Genomic DNA, 16,851 nt, shown 5'->3' with positions numbered 1-16,851 from the left:
TCATTTCCGTGTACTTAATAAAGGGCGGCCACCGGCGTTCTTTACTCTATTAATTACGTATTGTCCTATCGAACGACCTTGTTTCTGACCGTTTTCGATGGCATCCCGATAATGAATGCCCCCATACAGCCGGGACACCGAAGCCTCTTCCGCCGCCTGCCGGAATGAGACAAAGGTTCGGGACGGCAATTCAAAAATCTCTTCGGTTGTATCGGTAAACCGAAACGAATCGCCCAGAAAATAGGTCAGTACTTCGGCGGCGGCCGTGGAAATAACACTGTGACCGCTGGTATATTCGGGGAAGGGCGGTGTCTGCAATAACGGTTGCCAGCGTACGTCGATCAGGCGGTTGATGACCGTTTCGGGCCGGATCCGGCTGCTGCGGAATTTTTCGTCCCAGCAGCTGATAAAACTATCCCGCAGCGTCATCGCTACCAGCGAATGAATATACACCGCCTGTTCGAACGGCAGTTTTGCCTGCGCCGCAACCTGACTCGTAATATTGATCCAGTGCCCGCCCGGACTGATTTTTTTAAACCCGATCGACATATGGCCTGCCGTATTGATGGCAAACGGGTTACAGTCCCAGTACGACGCAATCAACCGTTGCGCAGGGGTCAGGTTCCGCCCCGTCTGGTATACCTCCTGCACCAGCTTGCCGAACGGGCTGTTCATGTCGGCATCATACGCAACCGGTGGTTCGGGTTTGAACTGGCTGCAACTGTCAATGAGCATCGGGCGGATAATGCGCCAGTGCGGCTCAATGGCTTCGATATAGCCGGGCGGTGTCGGATACCAGTAGCCGTCTTTTTTGGTCGGCCGGTAGCGGAGGTACGAACTTAGCTTCTGGTAATTATCACCGGCGGCGTAGGCCGCCACGGCTTTTGCCACCTCCACACCGGCCTGCCTGGCTGCGTCTGTTTCAGCCGCCGTGTATCCTTCCTTACGCAGGTCTGCCGTTAGCTTCTGCACGCCGGCTTCCAGGGTGCTGCCCGACGGCAGCAGCAGCCGGCCGGTTTCGAGCATACAGTATAGGGCCGCCATCTGGTGATTACAGGTTGCTGGTACCGACGACGCCAGATCGGGCAGGTTCCGGATCAGCTGCGACGGCATCACAACCGACGGATCTTTTTTCGCCACAATCGCGTGGCTGCCCAGTAAACAGTAACTGTAAAAACGACTCGCCGCCGGTGGGTTTACCACATCATGAATCATCACCATTGTCAGCGCAAAAACCGTCGGCTGCAGGTGTTTCTGCATCGCCGGCTTAGGTGCGCTGAACACAAGCCGGCTCCAGCACAACAAACAAATAACAAGAAACTGCCTCATGGCTGATTTAATTTATAGACCTGTAACGGCAGGTAAGACGCCCCGATCACCAGTGTTTTTTGCCGGTTTACCTCCAGTTCCAGCACCGACTTAACATCGCCGACAACCGTCAGACCAGAGGCAGGTTGTACCACATACCTGAATTCACCTTTGCCGTTACCCAGCAGCAGGCACCCGTAATTAGCATCCATACTGCCGATTTTCAGGCGGTTGTCTGACTTATTGCCCAGCAGCAGCAGATCCGTGTTGCCATCCTGATCAACATCCTGAACGAGCAGGTTGGTGACCGGCGAAAACTGGGCCTGTACCGGCAGCACCCGCTTGTCGAACGCAGTACCGGAGGTACTCAGGTAACAGACCGTCTGCGGCTCAGTCACACTCAGCTTTTTTGCCCGGCCCAGCTCCTCTGCGGTCAGAATGCGGTCGATGGTGGCGTCAGCATAATCTTTATAAAAGCCGAACCGCTTACGCATGGCATAAATCTGGTCGTTCAGCTCGTCGCGGCTCACGAACGGGTACATCCTGCCCTGCACGTAAAAGCAGAAGAACGGGTCGATGGAGCCGTTGTTATCGAAATCAGCATAGATTAGTTCGGCCGGCTCGTTCTGCGAAAAACGGAGCTGCGAATTCGTCCCTAGATTCCCGGCAATGATGTCGGGTTTATTGTCCTTATTCACGTCGGCAATGGCAATGGACTGCCAGAAGCCCTTGTCCTCCGTTCTGAAATACTGCGCTGTCTGATCGGTAAAGCCGGTCGTTGTGTTCAGCAACACCCGTACCGCCATGAACTCGCCGCACACAACCAGGTCGTTCCGGCCATCGCCGTTCATGTCGGCCCACCTGGCGTCGGTAACCATCCCGAGGCGGGTATATGGTCCGTCGACAAGCTGGAACTGCCCTTTGCCGTTGTTCCGAAGCAGGTACGACTGCGGCGTTTCCGGATAGCGGCCCGGAATGACCCGCCCGCCGACAAACAGATCCATATCCCCGTCGTTGTCATAATCGCACGCCCGGACACAGGACTTACTGCTGGCCGTCAGATCCGGCAACGCACCCGGCGACGGGACTAAACGGCCTTTCCCGTCGTTCAGGAACAACTCATCCTGCAACGAAGCCGATCCTGCTTCAAATAATGAATAACCGCCTTTAGCCACGTACAGATCATCAAAGCCGTCGCCGTTGACATCCACAAAAACGGCGGCCGACACCGTTGAGGCCGACTCATCCCCGATTACCAGATCAGGGATTGGCAGGAAGGTTCCGTTGGCCTGCTGCACCAGCACCATGCCCTGTTTTTTCTGGTCACCGCTGACAAACAAATCCGGCAGACCATCTTTGTTCACGTCGCCTTTGGCCAGCACCGGCCCCGTGTGCGAATACATCCACAACATCAGCGGCTGCCGCTTAAAATCATTTTCGGCATAGCCTTCGTGCATGTAGTTCAGGATCGGCCGTGCCCGCTGAAAGACAGGTTTTACCGCACTGATAACCGGCGTTCGTTTAGCGGCGTTAGCGGCCTGTTCAACATCCAGCAGCGTATTAGCCCGCATGCCGGGTATAACCTCGGTCGCCTGATCCGGCCAGATAATCCGTATCGAATCTACCTGCGTGGCACTGCCTAATCCGAAATGAAGCACCGGCGCCTGGGTTGACAGGTAGCCGCGAACCGGACTCAGCTCCTGGTATTGCTGCTGCCCGCCCGCATACACCGTTACCCGCGCCCCGATGCCCCCGTTTTTGGGATTCGCAGCCTTAAGCCGGATCTGGATATACCCGTTTGCGGTTTGCTCACGGGCCATGTTCCGGTAGATGTAAGCCGGTTCGTTGATGTTGTTGACGATCAGTTCAAGGTCACCGTCATTGTCCAGATCGGCATAGGCGGCCCCGCCCGAAATCGACGGAATATCAATGCCCCACTCCTTTTGTTTGTTGGCAAACGTCAGGTCGTGGTTATTGCGGAAAATATAGTTCGGCACCTTGGTCGACGGCATGGCCTTGACCAGATCCATCAGCTGAACCGGCTCACGGTTGATCGCCTGCTTGATTTTATAATCGCCCCAATAGCGCAGGAAGTCCTTGTTGGTATAATCGCGGAGGTAGCCGTTGGTGATGAACAGGTCTTTATAGCCATCGTTATCGAAATCGGCCAGCAGTGGTGCCCAGCTCCAGTCGGTGTTCGACACCCCGGCCGCCTGCGCAATCTCGCTGAAGGTGCCGTTGCCGTTGTTCAGCTGGAGCATGTTGCGCATGTATTGCCGTTGTAAACCCTGCTGCTGCATGAGCTCAAACGACTCATAGTTTTCCTGCAATTGCAGCAGTTTCTGCCGCCGGTTATCCTCCGGCAACATATCGAGCGACATGATATCCGGCAGGCCGTCGTTGTTGTAGTCGGCAATATCGACCCCCATCGAAAACTGGGGCAGGTGCCGGAACCACTGCGTGGTTTCATCGCGGAAGGTACCGTTGCGCTGGTTGATGTACAGGTAGTCGGGTTCGTTGTAGTCGTTGGTGACGTAGAGGTCGGTCCAGCCGTCGCCGTTGACGTCTGACGCGGCCACACCGAGGCCAAAGGTCAGCGGGTACTGGTGAATACCGGCCTGTTTCGATACATCGGTAAAGTGGTTATTATCGTTCCGGAAGAGCTTGTTTCCGGCCAGCGGGTCTGTTTCAAGGTGTAGTTTGGCGAGCTCAAGGTTGTCGTACTTTTTAACGTTGTGGTTGAGCAGGAACATGTCCAGGTCGCCATCCCGGTCATAGTCGAAAAAAACGGCCTGTGTGCTGTAGCCCGGATCGTCGAGGCCATACGCCTGTGCTTTCTCCACAAAGCGGGGCGTACTGCCCGGTGTACCGCCCTGATTGATAAACAGCTGGTTGCGGCGTTTAGCCTCGTCAGTTTTACCGGAGTAACAGATGTAAATATCCAGCCAGCCGTCGCCGTTGACATCGGCCAGGCTGACGCCCGTTTTCCAGCCGCCGGGCCGGCCGCCGAGCTGCGGGGCGGCTTCTTTGGTAATCTCTTTAAAGGTCAGTTTCCCGGTATTCAGGAAGAGCTGATTGGGTTTCATATTGGCCGTAAAAAACAGGTCGGCCAGACCATCATTATTCAGGTCACCGGCCGCCACGCCGGCGCCGTTAAAAAAGTACTCGTAGGCCAGTACGTTCAGGCTTTCCGTCTCGTCGATAGTATTGACAAAACGAACGTGTGTCTGCTCGGGCGGGAGAAGTTTAAACAGCGGCTGGGCCACCGTTGGAGAGAGCACCGGCAGACAAAAACCCCACGTCAGCAGTATGCGACGCAATTTCAGTAAGTAGCAACGCGGAGACATGCTTCCTGGATTGACTTGATAAGTCGCTAAAGATAAAAAAAAGGACAAGGCCCTCACAGGGAGGTCCTTGTCCTTTTCAGACAGGCAGGCTTATTTATCCCACCAAACGCGGGATGCCCATACGTCACCACCGGTCAGTTTACCAACCGCTGATTTATAGCTGTCGGTATTCAGCGTGGCTTCGCTTGTCGGGTATGGCTGACGGCGCGGAATGGCACCGTTTGAGAAGTTACCCGTGTAGTTTACCGGTGTCAGCACCGGGAATCCCGAACGCTTCCAGTTGTTCCATGCTTCCACGAAATTCAGCACCGTACCTTCAGTAGCCCAGTACTGCTCGTTGATTTGTTTCAGCGGGTTAGCAGTGCCCAGCGGGTTAGCGGTAGCATAGGCGTCAGCCGTAGCAGCATCGATCGCAGCCGCAGCACCAAAGCGTGACAGCATCTGAACACCGGCCGAAACGGCGTTTTTGTAGTGAGCCGCAGCCGTACCCGGTACACTGAAACCGCGGGTTACCGCTTCTGCCAGCAACAGTTCTGTTTCAGCGTATGTCAGCACAAAGAACGGCATTGACTGCGAGCGGTAGATGAATGCCGGCCGCGAGTATTTGCCGATCGGCGTAACGTCTGCACCCGAGCCGGTAGCTCCGGGGTAGCCCGGTGATTTTGAGATGTCGGTAGCACCACCATTCAGATCATAGCCGTTTGGTAAACCAACCTGTACGGAAGCATCTGAGATACCACCCGTCATCAGCTGGTTAGCCGCCAGACCGGCAGCCGGTACTTCGGCTACTTTAGACAGACGCGGGTCGTTTATCGACTTCAGGAAGTCGATAAACGTTTTGCTCCAGCGTACCTGATACACGTCAGCCGGTGTAATCAGGGCTGAACCGTTGCCGTTTGAGTAACCGTTTGCGTTATCGGCCAGCAAATACGCGTCGTCTGACAGGCTGGTGAATACACCAGCAGCAGCCGCTTTTTCAGCATATGTTTTGGCGGTAGCCGCGTCAGCTTTTACCAGACGCATCGCCAGTTTCAGCATCAGCGAGTAGCCGAATTTCTTCCATTTCGCCACATCGCCTTTGTATACGTACGCATCGTTTGTCGGGCCGGCAGCGGCGGTGTTCAGCGCAGCAGTTGCCGTTTCCAGACGGGTCAGCAATGATTTATAGATGCTTTCCTGCGTATCGTATGCCGGCAGGGTTACACCGGCTTTGCCCTGCAGCGCCTGTGTGTACGGAATGTCGCCATACACATCCGTGATGGTTGCCAGCGACAGCACCTGCATGATTACCGCAATGTTTTTCAGGTTGGCCAACGCCGGTTTGTCCGTTGTCAGTTTCTCCATTTCGTAGGCGTAGCTGGCTGCATTATAGCTGCCGCTCCACGTACGCTGCTGGTAATCTGTCGTATTACTTGATTGAACGTATTTATCGCCGTTTGAGTAGTAGTTGGCCGCACCCGACGTTGTCGAGGAAAACAGCTGCACCCACATGCTCTGGAACAGAATAGACCCGTTATAACCCGTAATTGAGTTAACGTGGTTATACTGAATGCTTGGCAACAAAAGGTTCGGATCGAACGTCGTCGACGACGCCCGGGTTGGATCGGTGTTGATTTGATCAAATTTATCAGTACAAGCAACCTGCAGCGACCCAACAAGAAGTGTTAATGCGATCAGTCTCTTTTTCATGGAAATGCTTATTTGAATTTGATGTTTACGTTAATGCCATAGTTACGCGACGAAGGCAGGCTTGTTCCTTCGATACCGGCATAGCGGAGATTAGCACCAAATGTTGCTTCTGGATCGATGTTGGTGGTCTTTTTCATCAGGTAAGCCAGGTTACGGCCAACCAGTGAAACGTTTACACTGCGGATCAGCGGAACACCAGCTAACAGACGGGCAGGGACATTGAAGCCAAGAGTGATCTGACGCAATTTGATAAAATCGCCGTCAACAACGCTCAGTTTGGTTACGTTGTTGGCAAGGGCTGTATAATAATCCTGCGCGCGGGCAGTTACCGTGTTGGCCGCACCACCTTCTACTACACCGGTTTTGATACCGGTATCACGGCCTTCCAGGGTTGCCTGGTGCAGACCACGACGGTAAGCATAGTTTTCAGTCGCTGACAGGATTTTGTTTCCGTAGTTGTAATCAAGCAGGAACGACAGGTTGAACGCCCCGTAGGTCAGGTCATTATTCAGACCACCGAACAGCGTTGGCAGTACGGTTCCCATATTGATCAGATCACCACGAACCGGCAGACCAGAGGCATCAACAATGATCTGGCCGTTCGACGAGTACTTGTAGTCGTACGCACGGATCTGCGGACCAGGCTGACCCACTACGAATGCCGTAATGGCGTTACCCAGTGTTGCACGGTTTGAGCCCAGACCGATTGTGTTGTTGTTCTGATCGGTTTGCAGGATCTTGTTGTGTACCGATGTCAGGTTCAGCGACACGTTCCACTGCAGTTTCGACGACTTAACCGGTGTACCGTTCAGCATCAGCTCGATACCCTGGTTCTGTGTTGACCCCGTACCAACGATACCGCTTGTATAACCCGTTGCCCAGCTGTAGTTGGCAGGCATGATCTCGTTGTTCGTTTTCTGCGTGAAGTACGCAAGATCAAAGCCTAACCGGTTGTTGTAGAACTTCATTTCCAGACCCAGTTCCAGCTCGCTCTTCGTAAACGGCTTCAGGAACAGGTTTGGCAGGCCCGAGCTGAAGTTACCCGTTGCAATACCGTTGATCGAGTTGCCGACACCGTAATAGATGTTTGTACCGTATGGTGTTGTTGGCTCACCGCTGGTTGTTGCATACGACGCACGGAATTTACCGAAGCTCAGGTTTGGTACGGTAAACAGATCTGTGAAGACCAATGAACCGGTTACCGATGGCGTAAAGATCGAACGGGCTGTGCTTGGCAGTGTTGAATACGCATCATAACGGCCGGTTGTACTCAGGTTCAGGATGCCTTTGTAGCTCAGGTCAACGTTGTAGTATGCCGAGTGTACTTCAGTATTTGCCACTTCATACGAACGGCCGAAGTTAACCACGTTGTTGTAGCTGTACAGGTAAGGCAGTACGAACGGACTGCCGCTGACACCCATTTTCTCGTAGTAGTTCTTACGGATGTTGCCACCGATAAGGGCGTCTATGGAAATGTCGCTGGTAATGTTGCGGTTAATGCCGATCAGACCGTCGATGTTCAGTTCGGTACGCTGCGCGTTCGACAGTTCGTCGAGACCGCCACGGCCCTGGTTTGAATAACCGGTACCCCATGGTGTAACCTTGAAAATCCGGTCATTTGAGTTGTCATAACCGACACGGCCCTGTGCATAAATCCAGTCAGCAAACTGGTATTTTGCCGATGCCATTGAGATCAGACGCTTCCGGTCAACGTTGTTTACGAACTGATTAACCACGAAATACGGGTTTGTTACATATTCGTCATCGCTGAAAACCACCTCGCGGCCGGTTGTCGTGTTGTAACCCGGTGCCAGAATGCGCTCGTCGATGTTGGTAGCCAGGAACATACCGTTGTTGGCGTTCATCGGACCATCGCTCAGGATTGGCTTGTTCTTCACCCGCTCATCGATGTAGTTAGCCAGCACGTTGATGCTCAGCTTCGATGTAATGTTCTGATCAACCGTCAGGTTGATTGTCTTACGGGTCAGACCGCTGTTTTCGATAATGGCTTTATTATCCAGGTTCGACATTGACAGGCGGAATGAGCCGTTGTCGCCACCCTTAGTTACCGATACGGTGTTTGTAAAGTTTGTACCGGTTTTGTAGAAGTTCTTAACGTTGTTGCGCTGTGCTGAGTAAGCATACTGGTTACCGTCGAACTGAGTCAGCATTGAGCCGTCTAGTTTAGCACCCCAGCTCATACGGGCAGTCTGCTGGGCAGCGGCCTGCGTCGTTGGTTTCTAACCGTACGTACCCTGACCATACACATACTGGAAATCCGTGAAGTCAATGGCTTTGTCGGCCGAGAAGTTCATATTATAGTCAACCGCAAAGTCACCTTTTTTACCCGCTTTCGTTGTAATCAGGATTACACCGTTTGATGCACGGGCACCATACAAAGCCGAAGCCGACTGGCCTTTCAGGACCGTGATTTTTTCAACGTCATCCGGGTTGATGTTACCCAGACCGTCACCACCATCGGCACCACCCCACTCACCGGCGCTGCCGCGCTGGGTGTTGTCCATTGGTACCCCGTTGATAACGATCAGCGGCGAACCGGCTGAGTTCATACTTGGCATACCACGGAGTAACAGCTTCGATGTACCGCCCGGGCCACCGTTTGTTCCTTTAACCGACAGACCGGCAACGCGGCCAACCAGTGAGTTACCAATGTTGGTCTCGCGGGCTTTTGTCAGCATACCACCGTCAACCGTTGTAACGGCATAGCCTACTTTACGGGCATCTTTAGAAACGCCGAGGGCTGTTACAACCACCTCATTCAGGACGGCACTGCCCGGATTCAGTGAGATGTTAACGACTGCTTTATTACCTACTGCTACCTCCTGCGTTTCATAACCGATGTATGAAAAGACCAGCACTGCATTACCATCGGCTACGGATAACCGATACTCACCGTTGGCTCCTGTCGTTGTACCTTTCGATGTACCCTTGACAGACACAGAAGCACCCGCTAACTTATTCCCTTTCTCGTCAGACACAACACCCGTGATGTCCTTGTCAGCTCCAAAAGAAAACGACATGGCGACGAAAATCCAGGCTCCTAACAGAAGCATACCTTTAGAAAAGGCTTTTCGTAAAGTTGTTTTCATGAATTGTTTTGAGATTAGATAAACTTTCTTCTTTAGGCACGTTGAGACAAATACTGCCATTTGTCATTCACTTTTGCTTAACCTGTAGCTATACTTAATTACCGGTCCAGATCAAGTTGTATGACTTTTGGGTCAAGATGTGCAAATATATTATGAATTTAAAAAAATTTAATAAATGCAGCCAGTTTTTAAAAATTTTAATTTTGACGTATAACATTCTGAATAGTATACACAAATCAAATATTATTACACAAAATCCTCTCTCCGCAAAACAATCTTCTAAATAGCAAACGGTCACCTACGATATATCGGGCAGTAGCCCGCATTATTATGGCTGTGTTAACAACCGGCCGCAGCCATATACCCCGCATTATTTTCCGGGATTACAGTTAGTTTTGTTCACCTTTCAGGTCTTATACCCTATTCTATGCGCGTTATCCGTAAAGCAGTTTACCTTTTTGCCTGGGCAATTCTCTCAGGCCTCATTCAACCGCTGCTCGCCCAGCCTGCGGCAAGCCGGTACACCTACTTCAGCGGCACCATCGGTACTGTGCCCGTTATCATGCACCTGCACCAGTACGGCAACAAGGTGTCGGGCTATTATTATTACCAGAAGCAGCAACAGCCTATTCCTTGTACAGGAACGGTGAGTAAAGATTCACTTCGGTTGGTTGCGTATCTGGGAACAGCTATTGATGAGGCATTTGACGGAACCTGGAAAGCAGGACAGTTTCAGGGCAAATGGACCAACAATGCCAAACAGTCGGGCCTGACCTTTAACCTTCAGGCCAGTGCGGCCAAATCCGATCAGTTTGTCTATATCTATACGGAAGGGTCGAAGAAGCTGATTGAAAACAAGGGAAAAACCGAAGTCCCCGCTGCCGATTATGTGGAAGGAACGATCTGGCCAACCGAGCGGATGGCTGCCGGTCAGGAAGCATTGACCGGTGTTATCCGTAAAAAACTGAAAATACCCGATGGTGCGACACCGGGTAATGTCTTTCTGCAACGCCGGAAGGCTTATCTGGCGGCCTATGTCAAAGAGAATGCCGGGGTATCGCAGAAAGAAATGCTGGAGTCAGTCGGACAATACAGCCAGTCGTCGCAGTCGAACCTGCAACTGGTCTACTGGTCGGATCAATATGCGGTACTGGCCCTGTCTTCGTATGAATATACCGGCGGAGCGCACGGCAACTATGGTACTGATTACACAACCGTAGACCTCAAAACCGGTAAGGTTGTTTCGCTCGCGGATATTCTGACACCGGTTGGCAGGCAGAAATTGCCGGCGTTGCTGGCGGCTAATTTCAGAAAGCAGTATGCGGTGAAACCGTCAGAAACCTTGCAGCAGGCTGGTCTTTTTGACAATTCGATCAAGCCCAACGGCAATTTTTATGTGACCGGCACCACGCTGACGTTCTGCTACACGCCGTACGAAATCGGGCCGTATGCGATGGGCGAAATCCAGATCCCGATTCCGCTGAGTCAGCTCGCAGGCGGGCTGGTTAAACCATAATACCCTACCCTTCGACAGCCCGGAAGAACTGCTCCAGTTTTTCCGGGTCAAGTTTCCCGCCGGTCCGGACGCTGCTGCACAAATCAAGCCCGAACGGCTGAACGGTGTCTATTGCTGCGCGGACATTACCGGCATTCAGGCCACCGGCCAGAAATACCGGCACCCGGCTTTGCGCCACAATCTGCCGGCTGAGCGCCCAGTCGTGGGCACGGCCCGTGCCACCCAGTACTTTTACGGCCAGATTCGGGTTTCCGGAATCAAGCAGCAGGGCATCGACGTGGTCAGCAGCGGCCAGAGCCTCGTCAATCGTGGCTTCATCCAGCACATGGATTACCTGTACGAGCTTCACTGCCGGCAGCGCGGCGCGTATGTCGGCATACGTTCCTTCGCTCAGGGCGTCAACAAGCTGAATGGTATTGGTCTGTACCTGCTGATGGTGAGCAATCACAGCGGGCGCCGTCACCTCGCTGGTCAGCAAAAAGGTTGCAATGGGGGGCGGTACCGTCCGGACGATGGACCGGATCAGCTCATCGCTGATTACTCCCGGACCACTCGGCATTTGCCCGACCAGCCCGAGTGCCGCCGCGCCGTATGCTACGGCTGTTTTTGCCTCCTCAACACTGCTGATGCAGCAGATTTTAACACGTATCGACATAAGGTATTGAGCGAATTAGTGAATATACGATTGAGTGAATAAGCCACTGAAATACAACTCTTTGCTCTCTGGCTAAGTCGAATCTAATTCTGATTGCTTATTTAGACAGGCATAGGTTGGTTTCACATCGGACGCAATATTCGGAAAATCCTGTTAATCCCGTCATGCTGCCTGAAAATCACCTTTCGTTTTGACAGGATTTACAGGATTATATGATTTTGCAGGTGACCACCTGTGGCAGCAACGTTATGCAGGAAATCCCGTTGATTCCGTCATCCTGTCTGAAAATCACGAAAAGCGTTTGAAGAACTCCGCTTCGTAGCTCGCTCCTATCGGAATCTCCTCGCCGCCCAGCGTAATAATCCGGTTCCGGACGCCTTCGATCCGGTGAAACGGCACAATGTAGGACCGGTGGACGCGGATAAAATAGTCCTCCGCCCCTTCGGTTTCTTCCAGTTTCTGCGCCATTGCTTTCATCGTCATCCGGGCCACTACCGGGCGGCTGTTCTGTACGTGTATCTTCAGATAGTCGTCCAGTCCCTCGATAAACAATATATCTTCGACGGAAATTTTGTGCATCCGGTAGTCGGCGCGTATGTAGAGGTAAGCTGTTTTCGGCAGCGGTACGCGGTTGATAAGCGCATGATAGTCTTTCGCTTTCTCCACCGCCTGCAAAAAGCGGTCGCGTGTGAAGGGTTTCAGCAGGTAATCGACGGCATTCAGGTTAAAACCCTCCACCGCATATTCGGCATAGGCGGTGGTGAAAATCACCATTAGCCGGCTAAGCCCCTCCTCTTGCCGGGCCGCCTGATGAAAATCGATGCCCGACATGGCCGGCATGTTAATATCCAGAAACAGGACATCGACCGGATGCTCACGCAGATACGCAAGGGCATCGTCGGTCCGGGTAAAGGTCTGTACCAGCTCAATGGCGTCGGTCAGGCTACAGAAATGAGTCAGTAAACGCAGCGCCGGTGGTTCGTCGTCGAGTGCTATGGCACGTATCATGTGAGCTGAATCGTTAAATCGACCGTATAGTCAGTGCCGGTATCTGTAATCACGAGCAGGTGTTTATTCGGATACAACAGGTCTAAGCGGGCTTTTGTATTTTTCACCCCGATCCCGCCCGGCATTTCCTCTTCATAAAATAACCGCAGCTTTTTGTTGGCTACACGCATATGCAGCTTATCCTGTTCAACGTGAATAGCAATCCTGATCAGCGAACGTACCTGTGGATTGACACCATATTTAAATGCATTTTCGATAAACGAAATCAGGATCAGCGGACTAATCGTCAACCCACCGGATGTTCCGGTAATGGATGCTTCGATCTCTGCCGTTTCGTCGAGCCGCAGCTTTTGCAGGGAAATATAGTGGCTGATGTATTCCAGCTCGCGGGCCAGCGGCACCTGCTCTCCCTGCGCGTCGCGGATCACGTACCGCATCAGTGCCGAGAGTTCTACGATGGCCTCCGGCGTACTATCCGACTTTTCAATCGCCAGCGAGTAAATGGTATTCAGGGTATTAAACAAAAAATGGGGATTAATCTGCGCTTTCAGGTACGAGAGTTCGGCATTCAGTTTTTCCTGCTGCATACGGCGGAGCCGGTTATTGACCTGTAGGGCTAAAGACCCGAACACACCTACCAGAAACAGAAACAGCGAATGACTCAATTCGAAGCCTATGGGTGGTTTATGTTTCTCATCGTCAGGGTTTCGGGGAGGGGGCGGCATACCGGCATGCGCTCCTGCCGCATCACGCGGATGCGCACGGGGATGACTGTGGGTCATCTCCATAACCGGTGAAAACGCCGTTTGCCGGTCTGCCCAAAATAACAGACCAAAGATAATTCCGAAGCCGATAGCAATACCCGTTCCGTATATGAGAATGCGGTCCTGAAAGTAAAACCTCGGGATCAGTATGTAATAGTGAATGTAAAAAAAGGCCAGCATCAGCAGATACGACAGAAAGTTCGTCAGCTCATGGGGATTGGACAGTATCTGCCGGACCTGCCCCGGACCATTCGGAGCAAATATGTAAGGCAATGCCAGAAAGGCCAGCCCAAACCCGATATGCGACACCATAAACCTGACCCGTCCCTTCATCAACCTGTTTTTGCAGTAATGTACAAAAGTCATACATCCCGCAAAAATTTAGTCGGTAAACCAGGGGTTTGTGCCGGCCGGGAGCAGTTAGCCGTTTATCGTTAGCTTCGTATTGGATTGGAGCGTTAGTTTTCCGCCATCATATACCACCCCTTTGGCGGTGCCGTTTACGTTCAGCAGAATGGCGTGACCCGGTTTTATGGTCACAATATCCGATGCGGTCGGCAGCCGCCCACATGACCAGACACTGATATCGTTCCAGTTACCGGATTTGAGCGTGTACATGGCGGGGCAGCCATTACCGGGGCTAACCCGTACCAGCAGCGACGAAGACAGGCCAACGCAGGTGCTCCCGATCGTGCTGAAATTTGTCCCCGGCGTCAGTACCGGCGCCGTGCCTGAAGCGTCGTAATTAACGCCATACAACAGGTAGCTGCCGGCCCCCACATTGCTGAAACTGGTCTGTACCGACGAGTAATCGATGCTGTTTGTCTGCGTATTGACCAGGATATACCGCGTCATGTAGGCCGGGTTACTGTTCGTATGCGAAAAGCTGAAGTTTGCCGGAGCTGTAAAACTCTGCGCCAGTACAACCTGTCGGCCTGACAGGAATCCCAATACCATCATTAGTAGTACACCTGCCTTCATGGCTTTATCTCATTGAACGTTATCCGGCAACAGTCAGACAAATACTATACCGTTTTTCTGAAAACGAATATAATAGCCGGACGCATTTCTCCATCGTCAGACAGCAACTTTCTGCAACCATTCATCAAGTATTATTTTCAGCGGCACGTATCTGGCTGTAAATTTGCGGGTTATTCGTTAACCTACCATGTATTTCCGTTTACTTACCACCTTTCTTTTTACACTTCTGACTGGTGTAAGCGCGTTCGCGCAGGATGCCACTATTTTTAAACCGGACTCGGTAAAACGCACACTGACCGCCCGGCCGACGACGAATCATCTCCGTATCGACGGCAGGCTGGACGAAAGCGACTGGCAGCGGGCTGTGCCGGTGCAGAACTTCATCATGGTCGAACCGTTTCAGGGAAACCGCGCCACCCACGATACCGAAGTGCGGGTATTGTTCAACCGGCATTTCCTCTACATCGGGGCTTTTTGCCGCGACTCGCTGGGCCGCAGGAGCCTCCGGATTACCGATTTCAAACGGGATTTCAACATCCGTACCCACGACCATTTCGGCATTGCCATTGACGGTTTCAACGACCGCCGCAATGCGATGATCATGGCCACGAACCCTTACGGTACCCAACGCGACCTGCTCTCATTCGATGACCTGCTGTATGATACCGACTGGGACGGGCTCTGGCGCGTCCGGACGAGCCGTACGGATTCCGGCTGGGTGGCCGAAATGGCGATTCCCTGGCAAACACTCCGGTATCCGAAATCGACAGATACGACCCAGACCTGGGGCATCAATTTTTTCCGGAACCGGCGCATGACCAACGAACTGACCAGCTGGTCGCGGTACCCACGGTCGTTTTCCGCCTACCGGATGGATTATGCCGGACGGATTACCGGCCTGCAACCACCGCCGCCAACGGCAAACATCCGGTTTCAGCCCTATATTCTGACGTCATTTAACCATAAAAGCCAGGAAGGTTCGCCCGATGTATCAGGCAGCTCGGTAAAACTCGGCGGTGAAGCCAAATGGGCGATTAATCCGAACACCGTACTCGACCTGACCTTCAACACCGACTTTGCGCAGGCCGACGCCGACCGGCAGGTCAATAATGTGACGCGGTTCTCGGTCTTTTTTCCCGAACGCCGCCAGTTTTTTCTGGAAAATGCGAGTCTGTTCGCCACCGGTGTCGGCCCGACGGAGGATATGTCGGGCGGCTCCATGCGGATTCAGCCGTTTTTCAGCCGGCGCATCGGCCTCGACGATTCCGGCAATCCGATCCCGATTGACGCCGGAGCGCGGCTGGTATACCGGTCGCTGAAACGAAACGCAGGCGGTATTGTGATGCGCCAGCGGGCCACCGGCACCTCACCGGCCACCAACTTCGCTGTTGGCCGGTATTCGCAGAATTTCGGTGCCCAGAACCGGGTAGGTGGTTTGTTCACCATCCGGCAGGAAGCTGATCTGGCAATTGGCAAGGATTCTATCCGGCAGGGGACAACGTCAGTCGTGGGTGCAATCGATGGTTTTTTCCGGTTCAATGAATCGCACTCACTGAGTACGATGCTTATTCAGTCGGCCTCTACCGACGGCAAACAGCGTGGCATGGCCGGCTACGCCCAATACTATTACACCTCAAATCAATGGAAATTCTGGTGGACGCAGTCCGTCGTCACGAAAGATTTTAACCCGTCGGTCGGGTTTGTGTCACGGAGCGATGTGATAGCTACTACGCCCGGCGTTTTCTTCTACAACCGGGGTAAGTGGATTCCCTTTAAGAAGTTAATCCGCGCCTTCGAACCGGGAATTATGACGGAGTTTTACCATCAGGCATCAACCGGCCGACTGATTGAGAGCGTCATCAGCGTCAATCCGATCTGGTTTAACTTTCAGCGCGGCGGTTATTTCGGTATTCTGGTTAACCCGACCTATCAGTATCTGGCGGAGGTTTTCGACCCGCTGGGCGTACTTATTCAGCCGGGCACCTACCGCTATACCCGCTATCAGATATATGCGGCCACTAACCCGTCGCGCAAAGTATCGTCGTCACTGAATTATGAAGGCGGCCGCTACTACAACGGGAATCTGGGCACCTATGACTTTTCCGTCCGGTACTCGCCGATTCCGAACATTGCCCTGACCGGCCGTTATATCTCGAACCGCTTCCGGGATGTGGGCGAAGCAAAGACAACCACCACCGTTGACCTTTACTCGATTGAGGGGCGTATGGCGCTGAATCCACGTATTCAGCTGATCGGGTTTTACCAGAAAAACAGCACCGCTAACCCAAACGGCGGGCTGCGGGACACGTATAACATCCGGCTGGCGTGGGAATACCGGCCGCTTTCGTTTTTATATCTGGTCTTCAACCGGCGTGGCTTCAACAACAGCCCCCGCCAGCTGGAGCAGATTGTCTTTGCCAACCTGAGCTATCTTAAGCATTTTTAATGTAACGTGGTGGCACGCCCAGGCGTG

General features: G+C 52.9%; 9 protein-coding genes and 1 pseudogene. 2 read left to right on the top strand and 8 right to left on the bottom strand.

What is annotated here, in order from left to right; translation table 11 throughout:
• The 4 genes and pseudogenes from AC23NW_RS04395 to AC23NW_RS04380 all read right to left on the bottom strand — a co-directional run bounded on the left by AC23NW_RS04395 (position 1) and on the right by AC23NW_RS04380 (position 9,454).
• Positions 1 to 1,329, bottom strand: a complete 1,329-nt coding sequence (locus tag AC23NW_RS04395; protein WP_487447974.1) for a vanadium-dependent haloperoxidase — start codon at positions 1,327 to 1,329, stop codon at positions 1 to 3.
• On the bottom strand, positions 1,326 to 4,628 hold the full coding sequence (locus AC23NW_RS04390; protein ID WP_487447973.1) for a VCBS repeat-containing protein: 3,303 nt from the start codon (positions 4,626 to 4,628) through the stop codon (positions 1,326 to 1,328). Before AC23NW_RS04390 ends, AC23NW_RS04395 begins: the two co-directional genes overlap by 4 nt.
• A 117-nt stretch (positions 4,629 to 4,745) precedes the next feature.
• On the bottom strand, positions 4,746 to 6,344 hold the full coding sequence (locus AC23NW_RS04385) for a SusD/RagB family nutrient-binding outer membrane lipoprotein (RefSeq protein WP_487447971.1): 1,599 nt from the start codon (positions 6,342 to 6,344) through the stop codon (positions 4,746 to 4,748).
• Between the two features lie 8 nt (positions 6,345 to 6,352).
• Positions 6,353 to 9,454 (bottom strand): annotated as a pseudogene (locus tag AC23NW_RS04380) (SusC/RagA family TonB-linked outer membrane protein).
• Between the two features lie 427 nt (positions 9,455 to 9,881).
• Here AC23NW_RS04380 and AC23NW_RS04375 point away from each other — a divergent pair.
• Complete coding sequence (locus AC23NW_RS04375) at positions 9,882 to 10,970, top strand: DUF3298 and DUF4163 domain-containing protein (RefSeq protein ID WP_487447970.1); 1,089 nt, start codon at positions 9,882 to 9,884, stop codon at positions 10,968 to 10,970.
• A 4-nt stretch (positions 10,971 to 10,974) separates the two neighbouring features.
• Here the strand turns inward: AC23NW_RS04375 and AC23NW_RS04370 are convergent, their stop codons facing one another.
• The 4 genes from AC23NW_RS04370 to AC23NW_RS04355 form a co-directional block, all read right to left on the bottom strand.
• Positions 10,975 to 11,625 (bottom strand): phosphoribosylanthranilate isomerase, encoded by a 651-nt coding sequence (locus tag AC23NW_RS04370; RefSeq protein ID WP_487447969.1) that lies wholly within the window; start codon positions 11,623 to 11,625, stop codon positions 10,975 to 10,977.
• 288 nt (positions 11,626 to 11,913) lie between these two features.
• Complete coding sequence (locus tag AC23NW_RS04365) at positions 11,914 to 12,633, bottom strand: LytR/AlgR family response regulator transcription factor (RefSeq protein ID WP_487447968.1); 720 nt, start codon at positions 12,631 to 12,633, stop codon at positions 11,914 to 11,916.
• Entirely contained in the window at positions 12,630 to 13,763 is a 1,134-nt protein-coding gene (locus AC23NW_RS04360; protein ID WP_487447966.1) for a sensor histidine kinase, read from the bottom strand. Before AC23NW_RS04360 ends, AC23NW_RS04365 begins: the two co-directional genes overlap by 4 nt.
• Before the next feature lie 54 nt (positions 13,764 to 13,817).
• A complete protein-coding gene (locus AC23NW_RS04355; RefSeq protein WP_487447965.1) occupies positions 13,818 to 14,378 on the bottom strand; it encodes a hypothetical protein in 561 nt (186 codons plus the stop codon).
• Positions 14,379 to 14,565: 187 nt separating this feature from the next.
• Here AC23NW_RS04355 and AC23NW_RS04350 point away from each other — a divergent pair, with 187 nt between their 5' ends.
• Complete coding sequence (locus tag AC23NW_RS04350; protein WP_487447963.1) at positions 14,566 to 16,824, top strand: carbohydrate binding family 9 domain-containing protein; 2,259 nt, start codon at positions 14,566 to 14,568, stop codon at positions 16,822 to 16,824.
• The last annotated feature ends 27 nt before the right edge of the window (positions 16,825 to 16,851 follow it).

It is taken from the genome of Arsenicibacter sp. R0_47, assembly GCF_057652235.1.
Note: the sequence above shows the minus strand (reverse complement) of the source record. Positions and strands in the feature narration are given on the sequence as shown.

Bases quoted from the DNA above. Each gene is read 5' to 3' on its own strand.
- AC23NW_RS04395 (WP_487447974.1), bottom strand. From the start codon at position 1,329: ATGAGGCAGTTTCTTGTTATTTGTTTGTTGTGCTGGAGCCGGCTTGTG.
- AC23NW_RS04385 (WP_487447971.1), bottom strand. From the start codon at position 6,344: ATGAAAAAGAGACTGATCGCATTAACACTTCTTGTTGGGTCGCTGCAG.
- AC23NW_RS04375 (WP_487447970.1), top strand. From the start codon at position 9,882: ATGCGCGTTATCCGTAAAGCAGTTTACCTTTTTGCCTGGGCAATTCTC.
- AC23NW_RS04370 (WP_487447969.1), bottom strand. From the start codon at position 11,625: ATGTCGATACGTGTTAAAATCTGCTGCATCAGCAGTGTTGAGGAGGCA.
- AC23NW_RS04365 (WP_487447968.1), bottom strand. From the start codon at position 12,633: ATGATACGTGCCATAGCACTCGACGACGAACCACCGGCGCTGCGTTTA.
- AC23NW_RS04360 (WP_487447966.1), bottom strand. From the start codon at position 13,763: ATGACTTTTGTACATTACTGCAAAAACAGGTTGATGAAGGGACGGGTC.
- AC23NW_RS04355 (WP_487447965.1), bottom strand. From the start codon at position 14,378: ATGAAGGCAGGTGTACTACTAATGATGGTATTGGGATTCCTGTCAGGC.
- AC23NW_RS04350 (WP_487447963.1), top strand. From the start codon at position 14,566: ATGTATTTCCGTTTACTTACCACCTTTCTTTTTACACTTCTGACTGGT.